This window comes from Roseomonas sp. SRI_022, assembly GCF_057586215.1.
In genome coordinates, this window is sequence record NZ_JBYCZL010000007.1 from 210,366 (window position 1) to 232,047 (window position 21,682).

A 21,682-nucleotide genomic window follows, 5' to 3' on the forward strand; every position below is an offset into this window, starting at 1 on the left:
CGAAATCCTTCAGAGCAATCCTTCGCGCCGGAAGGACAGATGACGTCCATTGCCCACGATCAGGTGGTCGTGCAGCACGATGCCGAGCACCGCGGCGGCTGCCTTCACCTCCTGCGTCATCTCGAGATCCGCGCGCGATGGCGTCGGATCCCCGGAGGGATGGTTGTGCACAAGGATCAAGGCCGTGGCCTGGAGCTCGAGCGCGCGGCGCACGACCTCGCGCGGATAGACCGGCGTGTGGTTGACGGTGCCGCGCGCCTGGGCCTCGTCGGCGATCAGGCGGTTGCGGGTGTCGAGGAACAGGACGCGGAACTGCTCGACCCGCTCGCGCGACAGCGCGGCAGTCAGGTAGGCCAGCAGCCGGTCCCAGTTGTTGAGCACCGGACGGTCCATCACTTCGGCACGGACGAGGCGCAGCGCCGCGCCCTGAACGACGCGCAGCGCGGCCGCACCCGCCTCGCCGAGACCCTCGACCTCGCGCAGGTCGGCGAGCGGTGCCGAAAGCGCATTGGCGAAGGAACCGAACCGGGCGATCAGCGCGCGCGCGATCGGCTTGGTGTCGCGCCGCGGCAGCGCCAGGAACAGCACCATCTCCAGCAGTTCATGATCGAGCAGCGCGTCGGGGCCGGCGGTCAGCAGCTTCGCGCGCATGCGCGCACGATGCCCGAGGTGACCCGGGGGGTCGGCCTCGCTGGCAGGGGCATGAAGCCCGAGCAGAAGGCCGGGGCTGGCCTCGGCGAAGTGCTTGCTGCGCGACATGCCCGGTCCATGGGAGGTCCGACCGGAGGGGCCGGCGAATGAGCAACCCATGGTAGATCGAATCTCACGAATATCAACGATATCCGTGATGGCACGCGGGCAGGGCCGGCCCCGCCGGGTCAGCTGCCCTGGTGCGGCTTGTGCAGGCCCGCCGGGGACAGGGTGAAGATCTCCACTCCGGTGTCGGTCACGCCGATCATGTGTTCGTACTGGGCGGAGAGCGACCGGTCGCGCGTCACTGCGGTCCAGCCATCGTCGAGGATCTTCACCTCCGGCCGGCCGGCATTCACCATCGGCTCAACGGTGAAGAACATGCCCGGTCGCAGCTTCGGCCCGTCGCCGGGCCGGCCGAAATGCAGGACGTTCGGCGGTTCATGGAAATGGCGCCCGATGCCGTGGCCGCAGAAGTCGCGCACCACGGAAAAGCGCTGCCGCTCGACATAGGTCTGGATGGCGTGGCCGACATCGCCGAGCGTCGCACCCGGCTTGATCGCGGCGATGCCGCGCATCATCGATTCATAGGTCACGTCCATCAGCAGCCGCGCCTTGGTGGATGGCGTGCCGGCGACGAACATCCGGCTGGTGTCGCCATACCAGCCATCGAGGATGACGGTGACGTCGATGTTGACGATGTCGCCATCCGCCAGCACGCGGTCACCGGGAATGCCATGGCAGACTACGTGGTTGACCGAGGTGCAGGACGATTTGGTGTAGCCGCGATAGCCAAGCGTCGCCGGAACCGCCCCGTGGCCAACCATGAAATCATGGCACAGCTGGTCGATCTCGCCCGTCGTGACGCCGGGGCGGATATGGGCCGCGATCATGTCGAGCGTCTCGGCGGCGAGGCGGCCCGCCTTGCGCATGCCCGCGAAATCCTCGGGGCGATGGATGGTGATGCGACGGGGTTCGCCGCCCTGCTGCTCCATTGAGCTATCCACAAAGCTTGAGAAAATGAGACCGGAAGATGCGCCCGCGCCCCCCCGGTTGCAAGCACGCGGGATCAGTCGCCCGCCTTCTCCCCGGTTCCGCGTTCGACAGTTCCGAGCGCGTCGGCGAGCCGTGCCGAAGCACTGCCTGGCCGAGCGGCCTTCGGCTGGCCTTCGCCCGGAGACCAGCCTGTCAGCACGATCAGCCGCAGCGTGACCGGGATGCCCCTGGCCGCGCGGGGCATCTGCGCGGCAGCCAGCGGAAACAGCGAGCGCGGCGGTATGCGCGTGTCGCGTGCCAGCACTGCATTGGTTTCCCCGGCGGCCCGGAGATCCGCGAACAGCGCGAAGGGGTCGCGATAGACCAAGGGGATCTCGTCCGCATCCGCGACCGGCATGGCGAAGCCGGCGCGCTGCAGCAGCCCCGCGCCGTCACGCAGCTCGGGGAAGGGGGACACGCGCGGTGACAGCCCGCCGCGCAGCTCGGCCTCGGCCTCGGCCGTCGCGGCGCGGAGTTCCTGCATTGTCGGCAGGCCGGGCAGCATGGCCAGGAACAGGCCATCCGGCGCCATAGCGCGGCGGATCTGCACCAACGCGCCGGGCAGGTCGTTCACCCAGTGCAGAGACAGGAAGGCGACCACCAGGTCGAAGCTCCCCTCGGCGAAGGGCAGCCATTCTTCGTCCATCGCGACCGGCAGCCCCCCAGCGTGCCCGGCCAGCGCCGCGGAGAGGTCGGCGGAGACGACATGCTGGACGCCGCGCGCGGCGAGCCGCGGCGCGATCTCCCCCCGGCCACCGATCTCGAGTGCCCGGGTGAAGCGACGGGTGGTATCGTCCAGCCGGTCGAGCAGGCGATCAGCGGCCTCGGCCAGGATGGGTGCTACGCGATGCTGGGTGGCGGCCGCGCGGTCGCGCCGGCGCCGCACCAGGCGGCGGTCGAAGATCTCGGTCGGGTCGGCCATGGGCGGACAGATGCGCCCCCACGCGGCGCGCGGCAAGCCGGGGAGGTTCCCGCCCGGGCCGTTCCGCCGTAGCGTCCGACCCCAGGTAACGACGCGCCGCAGCGCGGGCAGGGACAGGAAACGCATGCCGAAGATGATCGATGCCGCGACGCTGAAGGGCTGGATCGCGGATGGCCGGGAACTCGCCATCCTCGATGCGCGGGAGGAAGGGGAATTCGGCCGGTCCCACCTGTTCTGGGCGGTGCCCTGTCCGCTGTCGAAGATGGAATTCCGCGCCCGCACGCTGCTGCCGCGCCGCGCCGCGCGCGTGGTCTGCGTCGATGACGGGGAGGGCTATGCCGCCCGCCTCGCCGCCTATCTCGAAGGCATCGGCTGCACCGATGTGTCCGTGCTGGATGGCGGCACACCGGCATGGCTGGCGGCGGGCTACACCGCTTTCTCCGGCGTCAACGTGCCCTCTAAGGCCTTCGGCGAATGGATCGAGCATCACTACGAGACGCCCTCGGTCGATCCGGCTGAGCTCAAGGCGATGATGGACGCCGGCACCGACATGGTGGTGCTGGACAGCCGCCCGATCGACGAGTTCCGCCGCATGACCATCCCGACCGCGGTGAACGTGCCGGGTGGTGAATTGGTCTATCGTATCGGCGAATTCGTCACCCGGCCCGAGACGACGATCGTGGTCAACTGCGCCGGGCGGACACGGTCGATCCTGGGCGCGGAGTCGCTGCGCAGCGCCGGCGTTCCGAACAAGGTGGTGGCGCTGCGCAACGGCACGATGGGTTGGGAACTGGCCGGCTTCACCTGCGACCGCGGCCGCACCGATCGCTACCCCGATCGCACCCCCGCGGCGGTCGAAACCGCTTTCGAGCGCGCCGACCGCTTCGCACGCAAGCATGGCGTGCGTTTCGCCTCGCGTGCCGAATTCGAAGCGATGCAGGGGGATGCGGCGCACACGACCTATCTCCTCGATGTCCGCGACCCGGCCGAATTCGCCGCCGGGCATCTGATCGACAGCCGCTCCGCCCCCGGCGGGCAGCTGGTGCAGGCGACCGACCAGTGGGTCGCCGTGCGCGGGGCGCGAATCGTGCTGGTGGACGATACCGGCGTGCGGGCGCGCATGACGGGCGGATGGCTGCGCCAGCTCGGCGGCTGGGACGTGATCGTGCTGACCGATGGCCTGTCCGGCCGGATCGAGGAAGGCGCCTGGGCGCCAAGCTCCCCGGAGGCCGATGCGCTGCGCGTCCCCCATGTGACGCCGGCCGAACTGGCGGTGCTGGCCGGTGAGGGGGCGGTGCAGGTGGTGGACCTCGCACGCTCCATCGACTTCCGCGACGGGCATGTGCCCGGGGCGATCTGGGGCATCCGCACGCGCCTGTCCCGCCTGGCCGGCCGGCTGACGGGCGACCGCCAGATCGTGGTCGCGGCGCCGGAGGAAGCGCAGGCGCGTCTTGCGGCCGCGGAACTGCAGGGTTTTGCCAAGGCCCCGGTGAGGATCCTGGCCGGCGGCACCAGGGGCTGGGCGGCGGCGGGCTTCCCGATGGCGGCCGACCGTCGCGATCCGGCGGATGCCGATTGCGTGGATTTCTACCTTCGCCCCTACGACCGGAACGACGGGGTGGAGGAGGCGATGCACGCCTACCTCTCCTGGGAGATCGACCTGGTGCATGAGGTCGAGAAGGACGGCGACGCGCCCTTCGGCGCCTGGGCCTGACTTGCCCGCCGGGCTGCAGCGCCTGGCCCTGGGGGCGCGGCGCGCCTCGGCGTGGCTGCTTGATGCGTTGCTGCCACCCCGCTGCCTGGCTTGCGAGGCCGATGTCAGCGAGCAGGGGACGCTGTGCGCCGCCTGCTTCGCGGCGCTTTCCCCCGTCACCGCGCCGTTCTGCGAACGTTGCGGCGTGCCTTTCGCCCATGCCGGACAGGCGCCGGCGCTGGCCGCATCGGGCGGCCTGCTGTGCGCCGGCTGCGAGCGCCGCAGCCCGGCCTTCCGCACCGCCCGCGCCGCCCTGCGCTATGGGGAGGGCGCGAAGCGCCTGATCCTGCCCTTCAAGCATGGCGACCGGACGGACCTCGCATGGCCATTGGCACGGCAGATGGCGCGCGCGGGGGCGCCGCTGCTGGCGCGGGCCGAGATCATTGTCCCGGTCCCGGCCCATTGGCGGAGATTGCTGCGGCGACGATACGACCAGGCGGCGCTGCTGGCGCGCGCGCTCGGTGGCATCACCGGCCGGCCGGTCGTCCCCGATTTGCTGCGGCGGCAGCGCGCAACCCCGCCGCTCGGCGACCGACGGGCGATGGAGCGTGCGATCACCGTGGAGGGCGCCTTCGCCGTGTCCCGCCGCGGTGCGGCGCGTCTGGTCGGGCGACAGGTGCTGCTGGTGGATGATGTCATGACATCCGGCGCGACGGCCGATGCCTGCGCGACGGCCCTGCTGGCAGGCGGGGCGGCGGCGGTCGATGTGCTCGCCGTGGCACGCGTGCCTGACCCGCGCCTCGGGGTGGCTTGATCTCCTGCCGTGGTGCGCCAATTCTGCGGCCATGGCCAAGATCGAGATCTATGTTCAGGACTTCTGCGGATACTGTGCGCGCGCGAAGGCGCTGCTCGACCGCAAGGGCGTGCCCTATGAGGAGATCTACGCCCCGAACGGGTCGGCCGCGCGGACGGAGGCGACCAGCCGGTCCGGCGGGCGGACCACGGTGCCGCAGGTCTTCATCGACGGGCAGCCGATCGGCGGGTCTGACGAGTTGCATGCGCTGGACCGCGCCGGGAAGCTCGACCCGCTGCTGGCCGGTTAGGATGCCGTCTGGCACTTCCGTCATCGCAATGCCACATGATGGGATGGCACGGCCGGGGCGACCGGTCCGGCCAGGGATGACTAGGCGATGATCCACTACCAGTTGCGCTGCACCAGTACGGCCGAGGAGCACGCCTTCGACGGCTGGTACAAGGACAGCGCGGCCTTCGAGACGCTGGTGAAGGCCAGGCTGGTTGAATGCCCGGCCTGCGGCGGCACCGATGTTGCCCGCGCGCTGATGGCGCCCGCCATCCCGAAGAAGGGCCGCCCGGCGCGCAATGCCGTCGTGCCGGCCCCGCCCGCCGAGCCGACGCCGCCCGCCACCCCCGCCGAGGCGCCGCCCGCCGCGGCGGGCCCGATGCCGGCGCAAGTGCGGGCCATGCTGCAGAAGCTGCGCGCCGAGGTGGAGAAGAACTGCGACTACGTCGGCAATGATTTTGCCGAGGAGGCGCGCCGAATGCAGCGCGGCGAATCGGAACGTCGCGGCATCTTCGGTGAGGCGAGCGACGCCGAGGCCGAGGCACTGCGCGACGAGGGCATCGAGGTGGGCCGCATCCCCTGGGTGCCCCGCGCCGACGGCTGACCGCGGGGCTGGAGGCGCGCGATGCTCGTCTTCAGCTACGGGGTGCCGAAATCCGGCAGCACGCTGGCCTTCCAGATCGCGCGCGCCGCAGCGATCGTCGGCGGCCACCCGCAGCGCTTGCTGCCGCCGCCTCTGCGCACGCCCGGGCACAAGGTGAACTTCCAGCAGCGCCTTGAACCGGAAATGCTGTGGCGGCTGGCCGCCCGGGTCGGCGAGCGCATCCTCATCGTCAAGACGCATGACGCGCCGGGGCCGGATTGGGCGGCGGCCTATCGCGACCTGGCGGCGCGGGGGCAAGCGGCCGCGATCGTCAATCACCGCGATCCCCGGGACATCTGCCTGTCGCTCTGCGATGCCGGCCGCGCCGCCCGCGCCGAAGGGGAAAGCGCTTTCGCCGAATTCGTGACGCTCGCGGACGCGGCGGCGCGCGTGGGGGACTACCTTGGGGAACTCGAGGCCTGGCGCGGTCTGCCGCGGCTGCTGGAACTGCGCTACGAGACCTGCGCCTTCCGGATGAACGAGGCCATCGCGGCCATCAAGGCGCATCTCGGGCTGCGCGGCCCGGTCTGGCCGGTCCGCCTTTATGCCGGGCGGATCGCCTTCACCCATCGCAACAAGGCGGTGCCGGAACGCCACGTCGCGGAACTCGGCGCGACGGAGCGGGACAGCCTCGACGCCGCCTTCGCGCCCTATCTGGACGCCATGGGCTACCGGCGCCTCACGCCTTCCGGGCCATGATGATGTAGTTGACCGCGACATCGCGGCTGGCGTGCCAGCGCCCGGTCAGCTTGTCCATGACCATGCCGGCGATGTCGGCCACCGGCAGACCGGCGCCCCGCAGCCCGGTGCCCAGTTCCGAGGGTGTCACGAACATCTTCCAGTCATGGGTGCCGACCGGCAGCATCCGCAGCAGGTATTCCGCGCCGAGCTTCGCCATCAGGAAGGAGCGCGGCGTGCGGTTCAGCGTGGACAGGAAGACCAGCCCGCCCGGCTTTGTCGCCCGCGCCAGGGCGGCGAGGAAGGCATCCCGATCGGCGACATGCTCGATGACCTCGAGCGCGATGACGGCGTCGAATGCCTCGCCGGCCGGCAGGTCCTCGGGCAGGCCTTCCCGGTAGGTGATGGACAGGCCGCCGGCGGCGGCATGGGCGCGGGCGGCCTCCAGTGCCTCCCCGGCGGCGTCGAGGCCGGTGACGATGGCGCCCCGGCGAGCCATGGCCTCGGAGGCCAGGCCGGCGCCGCAGCCGACATCCAGCAGGGTCAGGCCCGCCAAGGCATCGGCCGTTCCCGGATCGCGGCCGTGGTGGCGGGCCAGGCGCTCGGCGATCCAGCCGGTGCGGAGCGGATTCATCCGGTGCAGCGGCTTCATCGGGCCGTCCGGGTCCCACCAGCGGGCCGCCAGCGCGTCGAATTTGGCGATCTCCGCCCCCAGCATCGTGCCGGCCTGCGACATGGTGGTCCCTTCCAGGGCCGGGGGCCCGATCACGGCGCGGGTTGCGCATGGCCCGCCCCATCGGTATCTGTCCCGCCCCGTCGCCCGGCGCAACCGCCGGCGCTGGCGTTTCCCCGCCCGGCCCCAGGAACCAGACCGCCGCCTATGGCCCGTATCGTCATGAAGTTCGGCGGCACCTCCGTCGCCGATCTCGACCGCATCCGCAATGTCGCCGCCCGCGTGAAGCGGGAGGTCGATGCCGGCCACCAGGTCGCCGTCGTGGTCTCGGCCATGTCCGGCGTGACCAACCAGCTGGTCAAATGGTGCCAGGACCTCTCGCCGCTGCACGACGCGCGCGAATACGACACCGTCGTCGCGACCGGCGAGCAGGTGACGACCGGCCTGACCGCCATCGCCCTGCAGACGATCGGCGTCGATGCCCGGTCCTGGCAGGGCTGGCAGGTGCCGGTCATCACCGACCAGGCACATGGCAAGGCGCGGGTCGAGAAGATCGACGGCGCCCTGCTGATCGAACGCATGGAAGCCGGGCAGGTGCCGGTCATCGCGGGCTTCCAGGGTGTGGAGAACACGCGCCACCGGATCACGACACTCGGCCGCGGCGGGTCGGACCTGTCGGCCGTGGCTGTCGCGGCCGCAGTGAAGGCCGACCGCTGCGACATCTATACGGATGTGGACGGCATCTACACGACCGACCCGCGCATCGTGCCGCGCGCCCGCAAGCTGGAACGCATTTCCTTCGAGGAAATGCTCGAACTGGCCTCGGTTGGTGCGAAGGTGCTGCAGACCCGTTCGGTCGAACTGGCAATGAAACTCGGCGTGCGGGTGCAGGTCGTCTCGAGCTTCGAGGACAAGCCCGGTTCGCTCGTGGTTGATGAGGACGAGATCGTGGAACAGCCCGTGGTTTCCGGCATCGCGTATTCCCGCGACGATGCCAAGGTGACGCTGCGTCGCGTGCCGGACCGGCCGGGCGTGGCGGCGGCCGTGTTCGGCGCCATGGCGAAAGCCAATGTGAATGTGGACATGATCGTCCAGAACATCGGCGCCGACAGCACCACCGACATGACCTTCACGGTCGGCAAGGCGGACCTCGCCCGCGCGCAGGATGTGCTGGGCAAGGCGCAGGGCGAGCTCGGCTTCGAGGCACTGATCGCCGATCCGGACGTTGCCAAGATCAGCGTGGTTGGGATCGGCATGCGCAGCCATGCAGGTGTCGCCAACACCATGTTCAAGGCGCTGGCGGAGAAGGGGATCAACATCCAGGTGATCTCCACCTCCGAGATCAAGGTGTCCGTGCTGGTTGCGGCCGACTACACCGAGCTCGCGGTGCGCGCCCTGCACACGGCCTATGGGCTGGATGCGCCGGCGTGACCGGCATCGCGCCAGATTGGGCCTATGCCGAGATTGACCGGCTGATGGCGCGCGGGGCTGCCTTTTTCGGCAGCCGCTACGCGCTGATGGGCGGTGCGATGTCCTGGGTCAGCGAGCGGCACCTCGTCGCCGCCCTGTCCAATGCCGGGGCCTTCGGCGTGATCGCCTGCGGCGCAATGGAACCGCCACGCCTCGCCGAGGAAATCGCCGGGACGCAGGCGCTCACGCAGAAGCCTTTCGGCGTGAACCTGATCACCATGCACCCGCGGCTTGACCAACTTGTCGATGCCTGCCTGGAGGCGAAGGTCGGGCATATCGTCTTCGCCGGCGGCATTCCGCCGGGCAGCGCCATCAAGAAAGCCAAGGATGGCGGTGCGAAGGTCGTCTGCTTCGCCCCCGCCCTGGTGCTGGCCAAGCGGATGATCCGCAGCGGTGCCGATGCGCTGGTGATCGAAGGCTCCGAGGCCGGGGGACATATCGGTCCCGTCTCGCTGAACGTGCTGGCGCAGGAGATCCTGCCCCATATTTCCGAGGTTCCGGTCTTCGTCGCAGGCGGCCTCGGACGGGGCGAGGCGATCCTTTCCTATCTCGAAATGGGGGCGGCGGGCGCACAGCTCGGCACCCGTTTCGTCTGCGCCACCGAATGCATTGCGCATCCGGCCTTCAAGCACGCCTTCATCCGCGGCAATGCGCGCGATGCGATGCCGACGGTCCAGTTGGACGATGCGTTCCCGGTCATTCCGGTGCGTGCGCTGCAGAACGCCGGCACGAAGCGCTTCCTGGAGTTCCAGGCCGAAACCATCCGCCGCTTCCGCGCCGGTGAGGTCGAGAAAGACGCCGCGCAGCTCGACATTGAGCATTACTGGGCTGGTGCCCTGCGCCGCGCGGTGATCGACGGCGATGTTGAGAACGGGTCCCTGATGGCCGGCCAGTCCGTCGGCATGGTCACGAAGGAACAACCGACCGCAGAGATCATCCGCGAGCTGATCGACCAGGCCGCCGTGGCGATCGCCGCGCGGCGTTCCAATGCCGCCTGATCGCCTGCCCGGTTGGATTGGCCTTTGCGGGCATGGCCTCGCGGGCTAGAAGCCGCCGGTCGATCCTGGACCCCCATGAAGCGCAACCAACGCCCCGACATCACTGCCGCCGAAGCCGCCCGCGTTGGTGAGGATCTGCGCGAGGCGCGCCTGACCCTTGGCGCCAGCGTCGAGGACATGGCCGAGCATCTGCGCATCAACCGGCGGTACATCCATGCGCTGGAAGAAGGGCGCGTAAAGGACCTGCCGGGTTCAGCCTATGCGGTCGGCTTCGTGCGGTCCTATGCGAGCGCGCTCGGCCTGGATCCGGATGAGGCGGTGCGCCGCTTCCGGGATGTGACCGGTGGGGCCGTGTCGAAGTCCGGCGAGTTGGTCTTCCCCGAACCGGTGCCCTCCCGCGGGATGCCGGCGGGCGCCCTGGTGGCGGTCGGCGTGGTGATGGCGATTGGCGCCTATGTCGCCTGGTACAATTGGACCGGGTCGGGCAACCGCGTCGTGGATTCCGTGCCGCCGTTGCCGCCCCGGCTGGAGCAGGCGGCCCAGGAAGGCACCCGGCTGCGTGAAGGCGGCTCGCCCCAGGCGGCGCCGCTCACCCCGGCACCGCCGCCGGCGGCGGCTGCGGCCCCGGTCCCCGCCGCCCCGCCGCGCGATCCGAACGAACCGCGCATCGTGATCCGTGCGCGGGGTGAGGCCTGGATCCAGGTGCGCGACACGCGCGAGAACCGCAACCTGGTGGACCGGGTGCTGCGCAGCGGCGACACCTTTGCGGTGCCGAACCGGGACGGTTTCGTGCTGACCACCGGCAAGGCCGAGAACCTCGAATTCGTGCTGGATGGGGAGGCGGCAGCCAACACCACCCTGACCGGTGCGACCGGCGTGCGCCGCGGCATCGCGCTGGAGGTCGATCGCCTGCGCCCCGCCCCGGCTGCGGATGCCGCAGCCCCGGCGCGGCCGGCGGCCGCACAGCCCGCCGCACCGACCCCGGCGCAGCCCGCCCCGAGGCCCGCCCAGCCGGCCACGCCGCGCCCCTGACAGCCGCGGCGCTCAAGGCGCCTTCCGAAGCGCGTCCCGCATCGTCATATTGACGGCGAGCCGAAGGACCGATCAGCCAGCATGTCCTACCGCCCCTACCAGCAGATCCAGCGCCGCATCTCGCGGCAGATCGGCGTCGGCAAGGTCCGCGTCGGCGGCGATGCGCCGATCACTGTCCAGACCATGACCAACACGCCGACCGAGGACGCCAAGGCGACGATCGAACAGATCCGCCGCTGCGAAGTCGCCGGCGTCGACATCGTCCGCGTCTCCTGCCCGACCGAGGAGAGCACCGCCGCGCTGGCCGAGATCGTGCGCGAGGTGAACGTCCCGGTCGTCGCCGACATCCACTTCCACTATCGTCGTGCCATCGAGGCGGCCCAGGCCGGGGCCGCCTGCCTGCGCATCAATCCCGGCAACATCGGCTCCAAGGAGCGCGTGAAGGAGGTCGTGAAGGCCGCGCGCGACCATGGCTGTTCGATCCGCATCGGGGTCAACGCCGGCAGCCTCGAAAAGCACCTGCTGGAGAAGTACGGTGAGCCGAACCCGGAGGCGCTGGTCGAGAGCGCGCTGTGGCATGCCGACCACCTCCTCCAGGAGGGCTTCGACGAGTTCAAGATCAGCGTGAAGGCGTCGGATGTCTTCCTCGCCGCCGCGGCCTATCAGCAACTCGCCGAGGCCTGCGACCACCCTCTGCACATCGGCATCACCGAGGCGGGCGGGCGGCGCGCCGGCACGGTGAAGAGCGCGATCGGCCTCGGCTCCCTGCTCTGGGCCGGCATAGGCGACACGCTGCGGGTGTCCCTGAGCGCGGAGCCGGAGGAGGAGGTTTCGGTCGGCTGGGAGATGCTGAAATCCCTGCATCTGCGCCATCGCGGTGTGAAGATCATCTCCTGCCCGTCCTGCGCCAGGCAGGGCTTCGACGTGATCCGCACGGTCGAGAAGTTGGAGGAACGCCTCGCCCATATCGACCAGCCTATCAGCCTGTCGATCATCGGCTGCGTCGTGAACGGGCCGGGCGAGGCGCTGATGACCGATATCGGCCTGACGGGCGGCGGGGCCGGCACGCATATGGTCTATGCCGCCGGCAAGACGGACCACACCATCCGCTCCGAGGAGATGGTGGACCATATTGTGGCGCTGGTGACGGCGCGGGCCGAAGCCATGGCGGCAGAGAAGCGGGCAGCGGCAGCGGCAGCCGAACCGAAGCAGCAGGCTGCGGAATGAGGCTGCTTCCGATCCTGCTGCTGGCGGGGCTCGCCGCCGTGCCTGCCGCGCGCGCGCAGGTGGACGCGCCGGCCGATGGGGCTTCCAGCCCGGGTGGCTCCGTGTCCTGCGCCGAGATCAACAATCGCGCCATGGAGGCGACGCTGGTGATCCGCCAGCATGCGAGCGTGCTGTCCACCGGCATCGATCCGGAGGGCAGGAACCAGGGGATCGTGACGCTCGCCTGGCTGGACCAATGGGCCGGGCGGCTGCGTGGCCTGGTGGATGTCGGTGAGTTCTCCGCCTGCCTGGACGATGGCGATCTGGAGAGTTACCGGCGCACACTTGCGATGGCCGCGCGCGTGGCCAATACCGCGCGGGAGGAACTCCTCCGGCCTGCCCGTGCGACGGCCCAGCAGCAGCCACAGCCGCAGCAGCGCCGCCGCTTCTAGACCTTCGATACCGGAAACATTGGCATGACAGCCCTTCAGCCCGTTCGCGGCACGCGCGATTTCATCGGCGACGATTTCCGGCGCATGCACCATGTCGCGACGACGGCGCGCCGCATCGCCGCGCTCTATGGCTTCGAGGAATGGGCGACGCCGATCTTCGAGGATACCCGCGTCTTCAGCCGGGGCCTCGGCGACACCTCGGACGTCGTATCGAAGGAGATGTACACCTTCGAGGATCGCGGCGGTGATTCCGTGACGCTGCGGCCCGAGGCGACGGCGGGGTTGTGCCGCGCCCTGGTCAGCAATGGACTGACCCAGGCCAATTTGCCGCGGAAGATCTTCTACACCGGCCCGATGTTCCGCTACGAGCGGCCGCAGAAGGGCCGATACCGCCAATTCCACCAGATCGACATCGAGGTGATGGGCGCAGCCGAGCCGCTCGCGGATGCCGAGGTGATCGCCTGCGGATGGCATGTCCTGCAGGAGCTGGGCATCGCCGAGGGTACGATCCTGGAGGTGAACACGCTCGGCGATGCGGCATCGCGCGAGGCGTATCGCGCGGCCCTCGTCGCCTATTTCACCGCCCACAGGGAATCGCTGAGCCAGGACAGCCGCGTGCGGCTGGAGAAGAACCCGCAGCGCATCCTCGATTCCAAGGATGAGGGCGACCGCGCCATCGTCGCGGGCGCGCCGACCATCGATCCCTATCTGACGCCGGACGCGGCGGCCTTCTACGCGAGCGTGGAGAAGCACCTCGCCCGCTTCGGCGTGCCGTTCCGGCGCAATCCGCGGATCGTGCGCGGCCTCGACTACTACAGCCATACGGCGTTCGAATTCGTGACGGACCGGCTCGGCGCGCAGGGCACGGTGATGGGCGGCGGGCGCTACAACGGCCTGGTCGAGGAGATGGGCGGCCCGCCCACCCCCTGCGTCGGCTGGGCGGCGGGCATGGAGCGCTTGTCCCTGCTGCTGGAGGATGGCGGCCTGACACCGCCCGCGCCACGCCCGGTCGCGGTGATCCCGGTCGGCGACGCGGCGGAAGGTCCGGCGCTCAACCTGATGCAGGCGCTGCGCCGTGCCGGGGTTGTCGCGGAGATCGCCTATCGCGGCAATCTCAAGCGCCGGATGGAACGCGCCAACCGCATTGGTGCCCGTGCTGCGGTCATCCTGGGGGATGAGGAAATCGCCGCCGGCGTTGCGCAGCTGCGCGACCTCGATGCCGGCACGCAGGAGAAGGTGCCGCTCGCGGAGGTGCCGGGGCGGCTCGGATGAGCCTGCCCGCGCGCCTCGATCGGCTGCTCTCCCGCGCGGAGGAATTGCGCCACATCCTCTCGACCGCGCCGGGTGCCGATATCGGCGCGCTGTCGAAGGAGTTGTCGGAGCTGGAGCCGCTGGTCGAGAAGGTCAGCGAGCTTCGCACCGCCGAGCGTGCGCGCGACGATGCCCAGGCGCTGATGGCCGATCCCGAGATGAAGGACCTCGCCGAGGCCGAATGGCTGGAGCAGAAGGACCGCGTCCCGGCGCTGGAGCGCGAGATCCGTATCCTGTTGCTACCCCGCGATACGGCGGATGAGCGCAGCGCCATCCTGGAAGTGCGCCCGGCGGCAGGTGGCGACGAGGCCGGCCTGTTCGCCGCCGAGCTGTTCCGCGCCTATCAGCGGTATGCCGAAACGCGCGGCTGGCGCTTCGAACTGCTGGACTACGACGAGAGCGACCTCGGCGGCATCAAGGGCGCGACGGCCGAGATCAATGGCCGCGGCGTCTTCGCCCGGCTGAAATACGAAAGCGGCGTGCATCGCGTCCAGCGCGTGCCGGCCACCGAGACGCAAGGGCGCATCCATACCTCCACCGTCACTGTCGCCGTGCTGCCGGAGGCGGAGGAGGTTGACGTCCAGGTGAACGATGCCGATCTGCGCATCGACACCTACCGAGCCTCAGGCGCCGGCGGGCAGCACGTGAACAAGACCGATTCCGCTGTGCGTATCACCCACCTGCCGAGCGGCATCGTGGTGGCGATGCAGGAGGAGAAGTCGCAGCACAAGAATCGCGCCAAGGCGATGAAGGTGCTGCGCGCCCGGCTGTTCGAGCAGCAGCGCGCGACCCTGGCCGCGACCCGCGCGGCGGACCGCAAGGGCCAGGTCGGCACCGGCGACCGGTCCGAGCGCATCCGCACCTACAACTTCCCCCAGGGCCGGGTGACGGACCATCGGATCGGCCTGACTTTGCACAAGATCGACCGCGTCATGCTGGGCGAGTTCGACGAAATCATCGACGCCCTGACGGCCGAGGACCAGGCGGCCCGCCTCGCCGCCGACGCGGCATGATACCGCCGAGCGTTACCGATGACGTCGCCATTGGTTGCGTAATCGATATAGAGCGCAGGGTTCCTGTGGCGGCTGCGCGTCAAATGGCGACTCGAATACCGGGTCAGCCGAAGGGCTCGCCGGCATGAGTGGCTGCGCCGATCCGGGCGGGTCGGTCGGCGCCTTCCTGTGCCAGGCGGGGCAGGTGCTGCGCGGCGCCGGCATCGAGGCGCCGCGGCAGGAGGCGCGCATGCTGCTCGCCCATGCGATGGCCTGCCGGGAGGAGGATCTGCTGCGCGACCCGCGCGCGCCGGTCCCGGCGCCGGCGGCCGCGACGTTCGGGGGCCTGCTGCGGCGGCGCGCGGCGCGGGAGCCGATGGCCCATCTGCTGGGCCATGCCGGCTTCTGGACCCTGACGCTCGAAACCACGCCCGCCACGCTGATCCCGCGCGGCGACTCGGAAGCGATCGTCGAGGCGGCCCTGGCTGCGTTCGAGGCCTCCATGCAGATCCGGCGGGTGCTGGATCTCGGCACCGGGACGGGGGCGCTGCTTCTGGCGGTGCTGGCCGAGCGCCCCGGGGCGATGGGGATCGGGGTGGACCTGGCCCCCGCCGCCGCGGCGCTGGCTACGCGGAACGCCGCGGCGAACGGGTTGGCCGGGCGGGCTGCCTTCTTCTGCGGGGATTGGGCGGAGGCGATCAGCGGCCGATTCGACCTCGTCCTGTCCAACCCTCCCTATATAGAGACGGCGGCGGTGCCGGGCCTGATGCCGGAGGTCGCCCGGTTCGAACCCGCCTTGGCGTTGGATGGCGGGGCCGACGGGCTGGATGCTTACCGCCGGCTGGCACGGGCGCTGCCGGGGCTTCTCGCACCTGGCGGGCGGGCGGTGCTGGAGATCGGGCAGGGCCAGCGCCCGGCGGTCGAGGCCCTGGCCCGCGCGGCGGGGCTGGAACCGGTCGCAACGCGGCGGGATCTTGGCGGGATCGACCGGGCCGTGGTGCTCCGGGTGGATTGATCCGGCAGGAATGCCCAGAAAAGGGTTTGGCGGCGCGGCGGGCCGCTTGTATGGTCGGTCCAGCGGTCTGGATCCGGCGAAGTGCCGCATCCGTACCGGACCAGGCAGACAGCGGGCTTAGCCCGCGCCATGGTCGGGACCGCCTGGATGCAACAATGCCGACCGTCGGTTCGCATGGCCGCCCCACACGGGCTGCGATGCGCAGGGCGGATCGGGTGCAGGACAGCGATACACGATACGATGAACATCAAGCGCATGCGTGGCCGCGGCGGCAATCGCCACGGCGGGGGTGGCGGGCACTTCCGGCATGGCGGGGGTGGCGGCGGAGGTGGCGGCGGCGGCGGTGATCGCCAGCCGCTGAACCGCAACCACGTCTTCGATTCCTCTGGCCCGGACATGCGTCTGCGCGGCACGGCGCAGCAGCTGTTCGAGAAGTACCTGCAGCTCGGCCGTGACGCGACGAGCGGCGGCGACCGGGTGATGGCGGAATCCTACTTCCAGCATGCGGAGCACTATTTCCGCATTCTTAACGCCATGAACCAGGCGGCCGCGCAGCATCAGCAGACGCAGCAGCGCCGCTTCCAGGGCCAAGGCGAGGGTGAAGGCGAGCCGCAGGGCGAGGCCATGGAAGTGAACGGCCAGAACGGGCCCGACCTGCCTGAAGCCGAGGCCGCCGAGGTTGCTGGCGAGGCACGCGAGCCGGCCTGAGCCGGATGGCGGGGCGCCGGCGTCAATCCGCCGGCGCCAATGCCTCTAGCGCGTCGCCCACCGCGATGCGCCCGCCTTCGATCACCTCGGCATAGACGCCGAGATCGGCATGGCCGAAATGCTCGCGCAGCCAGCGCGGCGGCTGCGCGTCGCGTTCGCCGGTCCCGGGGTTCACCTCGGTCGCCGGGCAGCGCACGATGCGCTTGACCACGCGCAGCTTCGTCTGGCCGAGCTGGATCTCCTGCCCGATCCAGTCGAATTCCGCCCACGGGCGGCCGCCCGAGACATAGACATTGGCGCGGAAGCGCAGCGGGTCGAGCGTCATGCCGCTCGCCTTCTCGAGCGCATGCAGGCTCGACAGCCCGATGATGGAGACGACCTTCTTCGCGACGTCGGAGAAGGAGTGACCAGGGGCCTCGACGAAGCGGGGCGTGCCGCGTGCTTCCTCACCCAGATAGGCGGTCAGTGCCGCGGCGATCGCGGCGCGGCCGTCGTCCCGGCGGGTGCTGGCGACCACGGGCTGCTGACCCGGCAGGCGCAGCAGCAATTCGCCGCTGCGCGCGTCGAAGGCCGAATGCACCAGGGCGAGCCGCGCATTGACCATCAGGCAGCCGAAATTGCGCTTGGGCAGCCAAGTCGGCGCGGCCGGGTCGAAGGCGGCATCGCCCTGCGCCAGGGCGAAGCGGCGGTCGTGGGGCAGGGTCTCGCCGGGGGTGAGGGCAACCTCCTCCAGGGCCTCGGCGGTCAAGCCCTTCACGGGGTAGCGATAGATGGTCTCGATGCGCATGGCGCCCCCTTGAAGCAGATCAAGGACGCATACCACATGGTGGTCCATCAAGGCGCGCCCGCTGCCCGATCGGGGGTGGGTCGTGCCGTCCGCTCAGGAGAGGGACAGAATGGACATAGAGAAGTTTACCGACCGGGCCCGCGGCTTCCTGCAGGCCGCCCAGACCATCGCGATCCGCGAGTATCACCAGCAGGTGACGCCGGCCCATCTGGCCAAGGCGTTGCTGGATGATACCGAAGGTGCCGCCAGTGGGCTCATCCGCGCCGCGGGGGGCGATCCCACCCGTGTGAAGCAGGCGATTGAGGCCGCGCTGGCCAAGCTGCCGAAGGTTTCGGGCGGCGGGGCGGGGCAGCCGCAATTCACGCCGGATATCGTGCGCGTGCTGGATGCGGCGCAGCAGCAGGCGACCAAGGCCGGCGACCAGTTCGTGGCGCAGGACCGCCTGCTCGTGGCGCTGGCCGCGAGCGAGGGTGATGTCGGCCGAGCCTTCCGGGATGTCGGGGCCGACCCGCAGCGGCTGGAGAAGGCGGTCGCCGACCTGCGCAAGGGCCGCACGGTCAACAGCCAGAATGCGGAGGAATCCTTCGACGCGCTGAAGAAGTACGCGCGCGACATCACCGCGGTGGCGCGGGAGGGCAAGCTCGACCCGGTGATCGGGCGCGACGAGGAGATCCGCCGGTCGATCCAGGTGCTGGCGCGACGCACCAAGAACAACCCGGTGCTGATCGGCGAGCCCGGCGTCGGCAAGACGGCGATCGTCGAGGGCCTCGCGCTGCGCATCGTGAAGGGCGACGTGCCGGAGGCGCTGAAGGACAAGAAGGTGATGGCGCTCGACCTCGGCGCCATGGTTGCCGGGGCGAAGTACCGCGGCGAGTTCGAGGAACGCCTGAAGGGCGTGCTGCAGGAAGTGCAGCAGGCCGAGGGCGACATCATCCTGTTCATCGACGAGATGCATACGCTGGTCGGGGCAGGCAAGGCGGATGGCGCGATGGATGCGTCCAACCTGCTGAAGCCGGCGCTGGCGCGCGGGGAACTGCACTGCATCGGTGCGACGACGCTCGACGAGTACCGCAAGCATGTCGAGAAGGACGCCGCACTCGCGCGGCGCTTCCAGCCCGTCTTCGTGGGTGAGCCGTCCGTCGAGGACACCATCTCGATCCTGCGCGGCATCAAGGAGAAGTATGAGCTCCACCACGGCGTCCGCATCACGGACAGCGCGCTGGTGGCGGCTGCGACGCTGTCGAACCGCTACATCACCGACCGCTTCCTGCCGGACAAGGCGATCGACCTGGTGGACGAGGCATCGTCCCGCCTGCGCATGCAGGTAGATTCGAAGCCTGAGGAATTGGACGCGATCGACCGTGACCTGATGCGACTCAAGATCGAGCGCGAGGCGTTGAAGAAGGAACAGGACGTCGCCTCGAAGGACCGGCTGCAGAAGCTCGAGAAGGAGCTCGCCGATCTCGAGGAGAGTTCCCGCGAGATGACGCAGCGCTGGGAATCAGAAAAGGCGCAGGTCGTCGAGAGCCAGAAGCTGAAGGAACAGCTCGACAAGGCGCGCACCGAGGTCGAGCTCGCGCAGCGTAAGGGTGATCTCACCAAGGCGTCGGAACTGCTCTACGGCACCATCCCGCAGCTCGAGAAGAAGATTGCCGAAGCCGGGTCCGGTGATGCGCGATTGGTGAATGAGGCGGTGACCGAGGAAGGCATCGCTGCGGTCGTGAGCCGTTGGACCGGCGTGCCGGTCGAGAAGATGCTCGAGGGCGAGCGCGCCAAGCTGCTGCGCATGGAGGATGCGCTGCGCAAGCGCGTCGTCGGCCAGGAGGAGGCGCTGGAAGCCGTCTCCAAGGCGGTGCGCCGCGCGCGAGCGGGGCTGCAGGATCCCAATCGCCCGATCGGCTCGTTCTTGTTCCTCGGGCCGACAGGCGTCGGCAAGACGGAGCTCGTGAAGGCGCTCGCGCAGTTCCTGTTCGACGACGAGCGGGCGATGACGCGCATCGACATGTCCGAGTTCATGGAGAAGCACGCGGTCTCGCGGCTGATCGGCGCACCGCCGGGCTACGTCGGCTATGAGGAAGGCGGCACGCTGACGGAAGCCGTCCGGCGGCGTCCGTACCAGGTGATTCTGTTCGACGAGGTCGAGAAGGCGCATGACGATGTCTTCAACGTCCTGCTCCAGGTGCTCGACGACGGGCGGCTGACGGACGGGCAGGGACGCACGGTCGACTTCCGCAACACGATCATCGTGCTGACGAGCAACCTCGGCAGCCAGGCGATCGCCGAACTGCCGGAGAATGCCGAGATCGATGCGGCACGGCCAGCGGTCATGCGGGCGGTGCGGGAGCGCTTCCGGCCGGAGTTCCTGAATCGGCTGGATGAGGTGGTGCTGTTCCGGCGCCTGGCGCGTGGCGACATGGCCTCGATCGTCGATATCCAGCTACAGCGGCTGCTGAAGCTGCTGGAGGACCGCAAGGTGAATCTGGAGTTGGACGACAAGGCGCGCGAATGGCTCGCCGAGGCGGGCTATGACCCGATCTACGGGGCGCGGCCGCTGAAGCGCGTCATCCAGCGGAACTTGCAGGACCGCCTTGCCGGACTGCTGCTGGAAGGCAGCATCAAGGATGGGGATGTGGTGCGCGTCACCGCTTCGCCGGATGGCCTCGAGGTTCGGACGGACCTCGCGGCCGCCGCGTGAAGCATGGTGCGGGCCGGCGGATCATGCCGCCGGCCCGCATCCCTCTCAGTCGCTCGCCATCGCGACTTCATGACGTGCGCCGAGGCTGGCGACGACACGATCCAACGTGCGTTGGCGGGAACGGAAGGCGCTGAGTTCAGCGCCGGCCAGACGCGTCGCCTGCTGTACGTGGCGCGACGGATCCACGGCGCGGCCGCCCGTCGCAACCTCGTAATGCAGATGCGGACCGGTCGAGAGGCCGGTGGAGCCGACCGCGCCGATGACATCGCCCTGCCGTACCCTGCGGGATGCCGAGATGCTGCGGCCGAAGCGCGAGAGGTGCGCGTAGCGCGTCTCGACGCCGCCGGCGTGGCGGATGCGCACCATCAGGCCATACCCACCCTCGCGCTTGGCCGAGACCACGGTGCCGTCGGCTGCGGCATAGACGGGCGTGCCGGTCGGCGCCGCGAAGTCGATCCCCTGATGCATGCGGTTGAAGCCGAGCACCGGATGGCTGCGCAGCCCGAAGCCCGAGGAGATGCGCGCGCCGTCGAGTGGCGTGCGGAGGAAGGACCGGCGCAGGCTGTGGCCCTGCTGGTCGTACCAGTCGGTGGTGCCATTCCGGTCCTTGTGGCGCCAGACCTCGAGCGTACGGCCGGATAGGGTCAGCGTGGCGCGGATGACCTGGCCGTGGCCCAGGATGTCCCCATCGCTGTCGCGGAAGCGGTCGAACAGGATGGCGAAGCTGTCGCCGGGCTTCAGGTCCCGCTGGAAATCGACCTGATGGCCAAGGATGCGAATGAGCGACAGCGTCATGCCCGCCGGCACGCCGGCGCGCGTCAGCGCCGGGAAGAGCCCGCCATCGACCACACCCTCGGCGCGCACGAGATAGCGGGTGCGGGTGGCGATGGTCTGTTCGGCAAGCCAGCCCCCGTCGGGTTGGCGCCGGGCGCGGACGGTGCGGCCCGGTTCGGGTTCCACCTCGACCTCCAACAGGAGGGGTGTTTCGTCAGGGGAGAGGCGGATGGCGACCTCATCGCCCGGGCGCAGGGAGGTCGGGCGGAAGTGCTGGGCCAGGCGGGCGATGGCGGCATGGGCATCCGCGGCATCGGCGCCGGCGCTTTCGAGGAGGCGGGCCAGGGTATCGCCGCGGCCCACCGTGAGGACACGTTCCTGCGGCTCGGGCTCCGCTTCCGGTTCTGCTGCGGCCAGGGGGGCGGGGGTGTCGAGCGGAGGCGGTTCGGTTTGGGGGCCTGTTTCGGGCGGCGTTGCCGCCGGGGACGGGGCTGCCTCTGGAATTGAAGCTACCGCTACCGTCGCTTCTGGCTTGGATGCCTCAACCTCGGCGAGGTCGGAGGAGGAGAAGGGAGCCGGGATGAATCTGGCGGCGGGATAGAGCGCACAGAGCGCGACAATGGCGATGGCCGGGCGGAGCCGCATCTTCGGGGAGACCTCCTTGATTGCGGTTTCTCGGGGCTTTGGGGCACGGAACGAGGAGGAGTGACAAGACGTTAATCCGTGACCTTCGAGTCTCGCGAGAGATCAAGAGGGCAAGCCATGCGCTCAGCGCATAGTACGAAACCTGCTGAAACCCGTTTGACATACCCCGGGGAGGCCCGTAA

At 69.8% G+C, this 21,682-nt stretch carries 21 protein-coding genes; 15 read left to right on the forward strand and 6 right to left on the reverse strand.

Annotated features, from left to right (window positions below):
- Nucleotides 1–9: 9 nt before the first annotated feature.
- The 3 genes from radC to AC2YHJ_RS09495 all read right to left on the reverse strand — a co-directional run bounded on the left by radC (nucleotide 10) and on the right by AC2YHJ_RS09495 (nucleotide 2,647).
- Nucleotides 10–759, reverse strand: coding sequence for a RadC family protein (radC, locus tag AC2YHJ_RS09485; protein ID WP_487395588.1), 750 nt, complete (start codon nucleotides 757–759; stop codon nucleotides 10–12).
- 119 nt (nucleotides 760–878) lie between these two features.
- Entirely contained in the window at nucleotides 879–1,685 is an 807-nt protein-coding gene (gene map / locus AC2YHJ_RS09490) for a type I methionyl aminopeptidase (protein WP_487395589.1), read from the reverse strand.
- A 74-nt stretch (nucleotides 1,686–1,759) separates the two neighbouring features.
- Nucleotides 1,760–2,647: a methyltransferase domain-containing protein gene (locus AC2YHJ_RS09495; protein ID WP_487395590.1), complete on the reverse strand. Its 888-nt coding sequence runs from the start codon at nucleotides 2,645–2,647 to the stop codon at nucleotides 1,760–1,762.
- Nucleotides 2,648–2,771: 124 nt separating this feature from the next.
- On the opposite strand from AC2YHJ_RS09495, the gene AC2YHJ_RS09500 reads away from it, so the two are divergent.
- From AC2YHJ_RS09500 to AC2YHJ_RS09520, 5 genes are all read left to right on the forward strand, one after another.
- The gene (locus tag AC2YHJ_RS09500) at nucleotides 2,772–4,361 is read left to right on the forward strand and encodes a rhodanese-like domain-containing protein (protein WP_487395591.1); all 1,590 of its coding nucleotides are present in this window, start codon (nucleotides 2,772–2,774) and stop codon (nucleotides 4,359–4,361) included.
- A 1-nt stretch (nucleotide 4,362) separates the two neighbouring features.
- On the forward strand, nucleotides 4,363–5,154 hold the full coding sequence (locus AC2YHJ_RS09505) for a double zinc ribbon domain-containing protein (RefSeq protein WP_487395592.1): 792 nt from the start codon (nucleotides 4,363–4,365) through the stop codon (nucleotides 5,152–5,154).
- Nucleotides 5,155–5,185: 31 nt separating this feature from the next.
- Nucleotides 5,186–5,443, forward strand: a complete 258-nt coding sequence (grxC, locus tag AC2YHJ_RS09510; RefSeq protein WP_487395594.1) for a glutaredoxin 3 — start codon at nucleotides 5,186–5,188, stop codon at nucleotides 5,441–5,443.
- 87 nt (nucleotides 5,444–5,530) lie between these two features.
- Nucleotides 5,531–6,025 carry a DUF1178 family protein gene (locus AC2YHJ_RS09515; protein WP_487395595.1) on the forward strand — a complete coding sequence of 165 codons (495 nt, stop codon included), beginning with the start codon at nucleotides 5,531–5,533 and terminating at the stop codon, nucleotides 6,023–6,025.
- Between the two features lie 21 nt (nucleotides 6,026–6,046).
- The gene (locus tag AC2YHJ_RS09520) at nucleotides 6,047–6,763 is read left to right on the forward strand and encodes a hypothetical protein (protein ID WP_487395596.1); all 717 of its coding nucleotides are present in this window, start codon (nucleotides 6,047–6,049) and stop codon (nucleotides 6,761–6,763) included.
- On the opposite strand, the gene ubiG is transcribed toward AC2YHJ_RS09520, so the two are convergent.
- Nucleotides 6,744–7,478 (reverse strand): bifunctional 2-polyprenyl-6-hydroxyphenol methylase/3-demethylubiquinol 3-O-methyltransferase UbiG, encoded by a 735-nt coding sequence (gene ubiG, locus AC2YHJ_RS09525; RefSeq protein ID WP_487395598.1) that lies wholly within the window; start codon nucleotides 7,476–7,478, stop codon nucleotides 6,744–6,746. The genes AC2YHJ_RS09520 and ubiG overlap by 20 nt on opposite strands.
- A 144-nt stretch (nucleotides 7,479–7,622) precedes the next feature.
- On the opposite strand from ubiG, the gene AC2YHJ_RS09530 reads away from it, so the two are divergent.
- The 9 genes from AC2YHJ_RS09530 (at nucleotide 7,623) to AC2YHJ_RS09570 (ending at nucleotide 16,599) form a co-directional block, all read left to right on the forward strand.
- The gene (locus AC2YHJ_RS09530) at nucleotides 7,623–8,846 is read left to right on the forward strand and encodes an aspartate kinase (protein ID WP_487395600.1); all 1,224 of its coding nucleotides are present in this window, start codon (nucleotides 7,623–7,625) and stop codon (nucleotides 8,844–8,846) included.
- A gap of 44 nt (nucleotides 8,847–8,890) precedes the next feature.
- Complete coding sequence (locus AC2YHJ_RS09535) at nucleotides 8,891–9,883, forward strand: NAD(P)H-dependent flavin oxidoreductase (RefSeq protein WP_487395617.1); 993 nt, start codon at nucleotides 8,891–8,893, stop codon at nucleotides 9,881–9,883.
- Nucleotides 9,884–9,958: 75 nt separating this feature from the next.
- A complete protein-coding gene (locus tag AC2YHJ_RS09540; protein WP_487395602.1) occupies nucleotides 9,959–10,915 on the forward strand; it encodes a helix-turn-helix domain-containing protein in 957 nt (318 codons plus the stop codon).
- Nucleotides 10,916–10,996: 81 nt separating this feature from the next.
- Entirely contained in the window at nucleotides 10,997–12,142 is a 1,146-nt protein-coding gene (gene ispG, locus AC2YHJ_RS09545) for a flavodoxin-dependent (E)-4-hydroxy-3-methylbut-2-enyl-diphosphate synthase (protein ID WP_487395603.1), read from the forward strand.
- Entirely contained in the window at nucleotides 12,139–12,573 is a 435-nt protein-coding gene (locus tag AC2YHJ_RS09550; RefSeq protein ID WP_487395604.1) for a hypothetical protein, read from the forward strand. Before ispG ends, AC2YHJ_RS09550 begins: the two co-directional genes overlap by 4 nt.
- A 24-nt stretch (nucleotides 12,574–12,597) precedes the next feature.
- Nucleotides 12,598–13,845: a histidine--tRNA ligase gene (hisS, locus tag AC2YHJ_RS09555; RefSeq protein WP_487395605.1), complete on the forward strand. Its 1,248-nt coding sequence runs from the start codon at nucleotides 12,598–12,600 to the stop codon at nucleotides 13,843–13,845.
- Nucleotides 13,842–14,897: a peptide chain release factor 1 gene (gene prfA / locus AC2YHJ_RS09560; protein WP_487395606.1), complete on the forward strand. Its 1,056-nt coding sequence runs from the start codon at nucleotides 13,842–13,844 to the stop codon at nucleotides 14,895–14,897. Before hisS ends, prfA begins: the two co-directional genes overlap by 4 nt.
- A gap of 124 nt (nucleotides 14,898–15,021) precedes the next feature.
- Nucleotides 15,022–15,891 (forward strand): peptide chain release factor N(5)-glutamine methyltransferase, encoded by an 870-nt coding sequence (gene prmC / locus AC2YHJ_RS09565; protein ID WP_487395607.1) that lies wholly within the window; start codon nucleotides 15,022–15,024, stop codon nucleotides 15,889–15,891.
- Nucleotides 15,892–16,131: 240 nt separating this feature from the next.
- Nucleotides 16,132–16,599 (forward strand): DUF4167 domain-containing protein, encoded by a 468-nt coding sequence (locus tag AC2YHJ_RS09570; RefSeq protein WP_487395608.1) that lies wholly within the window; start codon nucleotides 16,132–16,134, stop codon nucleotides 16,597–16,599.
- A 22-nt stretch (nucleotides 16,600–16,621) separates the two neighbouring features.
- On the opposite strand, the gene AC2YHJ_RS09575 is transcribed toward AC2YHJ_RS09570, so the two are convergent.
- The gene (locus AC2YHJ_RS09575; protein ID WP_487395610.1) at nucleotides 16,622–17,386 is read right to left on the reverse strand and encodes an MOSC domain-containing protein; all 765 of its coding nucleotides are present in this window, start codon (nucleotides 17,384–17,386) and stop codon (nucleotides 16,622–16,624) included.
- A 109-nt stretch (nucleotides 17,387–17,495) separates the two neighbouring features.
- Here AC2YHJ_RS09575 and clpB point away from each other — a divergent pair, with 109 nt between their 5' ends.
- On the forward strand, nucleotides 17,496–20,081 hold the full coding sequence (clpB, locus tag AC2YHJ_RS09580; RefSeq protein WP_487395611.1) for an ATP-dependent chaperone ClpB: 2,586 nt from the start codon (nucleotides 17,496–17,498) through the stop codon (nucleotides 20,079–20,081).
- 45 nt (nucleotides 20,082–20,126) lie between these two features.
- Here clpB and AC2YHJ_RS09585 read toward each other — a convergent pair whose 3' ends face one another.
- A complete protein-coding gene (locus AC2YHJ_RS09585; protein ID WP_487395613.1) occupies nucleotides 20,127–21,500 on the reverse strand; it encodes a M23 family metallopeptidase in 1,374 nt (457 codons plus the stop codon).
- Nucleotides 21,501–21,682: the final 182 nt, after the last annotated feature.

What these genes read in the sequence shown, in the direction of transcription:
- radC (WP_487395588.1), bottom strand. Translation starts at nt 759, where the DNA reads ATGTCGCGCAGCAAGCACTTCGCCGAGGCCAGCCCCGGCCTTCTGCTC.
- map (WP_487395589.1), bottom strand. Translation starts at nt 1,685, where the DNA reads ATGGAGCAGCAGGGCGGCGAACCCCGTCGCATCACCATCCATCGCCCC.
- AC2YHJ_RS09495 (WP_487395590.1), bottom strand. Translation starts at nt 2,647, where the DNA reads ATGGCCGACCCGACCGAGATCTTCGACCGCCGCCTGGTGCGGCGCCGG.
- AC2YHJ_RS09500 (WP_487395591.1), top strand. Translation starts at nt 2,772, where the DNA reads ATGCCGAAGATGATCGATGCCGCGACGCTGAAGGGCTGGATCGCGGAT.
- grxC (WP_487395594.1), top strand. Translation starts at nt 5,186, where the DNA reads ATGGCCAAGATCGAGATCTATGTTCAGGACTTCTGCGGATACTGTGCG.
- AC2YHJ_RS09515 (WP_487395595.1), top strand. Translation starts at nt 5,531, where the DNA reads ATGATCCACTACCAGTTGCGCTGCACCAGTACGGCCGAGGAGCACGCC.
- AC2YHJ_RS09520 (WP_487395596.1), top strand. Translation starts at nt 6,047, where the DNA reads ATGCTCGTCTTCAGCTACGGGGTGCCGAAATCCGGCAGCACGCTGGCC.
- ubiG (WP_487395598.1), bottom strand. Translation starts at nt 7,478, where the DNA reads ATGTCGCAGGCCGGCACGATGCTGGGGGCGGAGATCGCCAAATTCGAC.
- AC2YHJ_RS09530 (WP_487395600.1), top strand. Translation starts at nt 7,623, where the DNA reads ATGGCCCGTATCGTCATGAAGTTCGGCGGCACCTCCGTCGCCGATCTC.
- AC2YHJ_RS09535 (WP_487395617.1), top strand. Translation starts at nt 8,891, where the DNA reads ATGGCGCGCGGGGCTGCCTTTTTCGGCAGCCGCTACGCGCTGATGGGC.
- AC2YHJ_RS09540 (WP_487395602.1), top strand. Translation starts at nt 9,959, where the DNA reads ATGAAGCGCAACCAACGCCCCGACATCACTGCCGCCGAAGCCGCCCGC.
- ispG (WP_487395603.1), top strand. Translation starts at nt 10,997, where the DNA reads ATGTCCTACCGCCCCTACCAGCAGATCCAGCGCCGCATCTCGCGGCAG.
- AC2YHJ_RS09550 (WP_487395604.1), top strand. Translation starts at nt 12,139, where the DNA reads ATGAGGCTGCTTCCGATCCTGCTGCTGGCGGGGCTCGCCGCCGTGCCT.
- hisS (WP_487395605.1), top strand. Translation starts at nt 12,598, where the DNA reads ATGACAGCCCTTCAGCCCGTTCGCGGCACGCGCGATTTCATCGGCGAC.
- prfA (WP_487395606.1), top strand. Translation starts at nt 13,842, where the DNA reads ATGAGCCTGCCCGCGCGCCTCGATCGGCTGCTCTCCCGCGCGGAGGAA.
- prmC (WP_487395607.1), top strand. Translation starts at nt 15,022, where the DNA reads ATGAGTGGCTGCGCCGATCCGGGCGGGTCGGTCGGCGCCTTCCTGTGC.
- AC2YHJ_RS09570 (WP_487395608.1), top strand. Translation starts at nt 16,132, where the DNA reads ATGAACATCAAGCGCATGCGTGGCCGCGGCGGCAATCGCCACGGCGGG.
- AC2YHJ_RS09575 (WP_487395610.1), bottom strand. Translation starts at nt 17,386, where the DNA reads ATGCGCATCGAGACCATCTATCGCTACCCCGTGAAGGGCTTGACCGCC.
- clpB (WP_487395611.1), top strand. Translation starts at nt 17,496, where the DNA reads ATGGACATAGAGAAGTTTACCGACCGGGCCCGCGGCTTCCTGCAGGCC.
- AC2YHJ_RS09585 (WP_487395613.1), bottom strand. Translation starts at nt 21,500, where the DNA reads ATGCGGCTCCGCCCGGCCATCGCCATTGTCGCGCTCTGTGCGCTCTAT.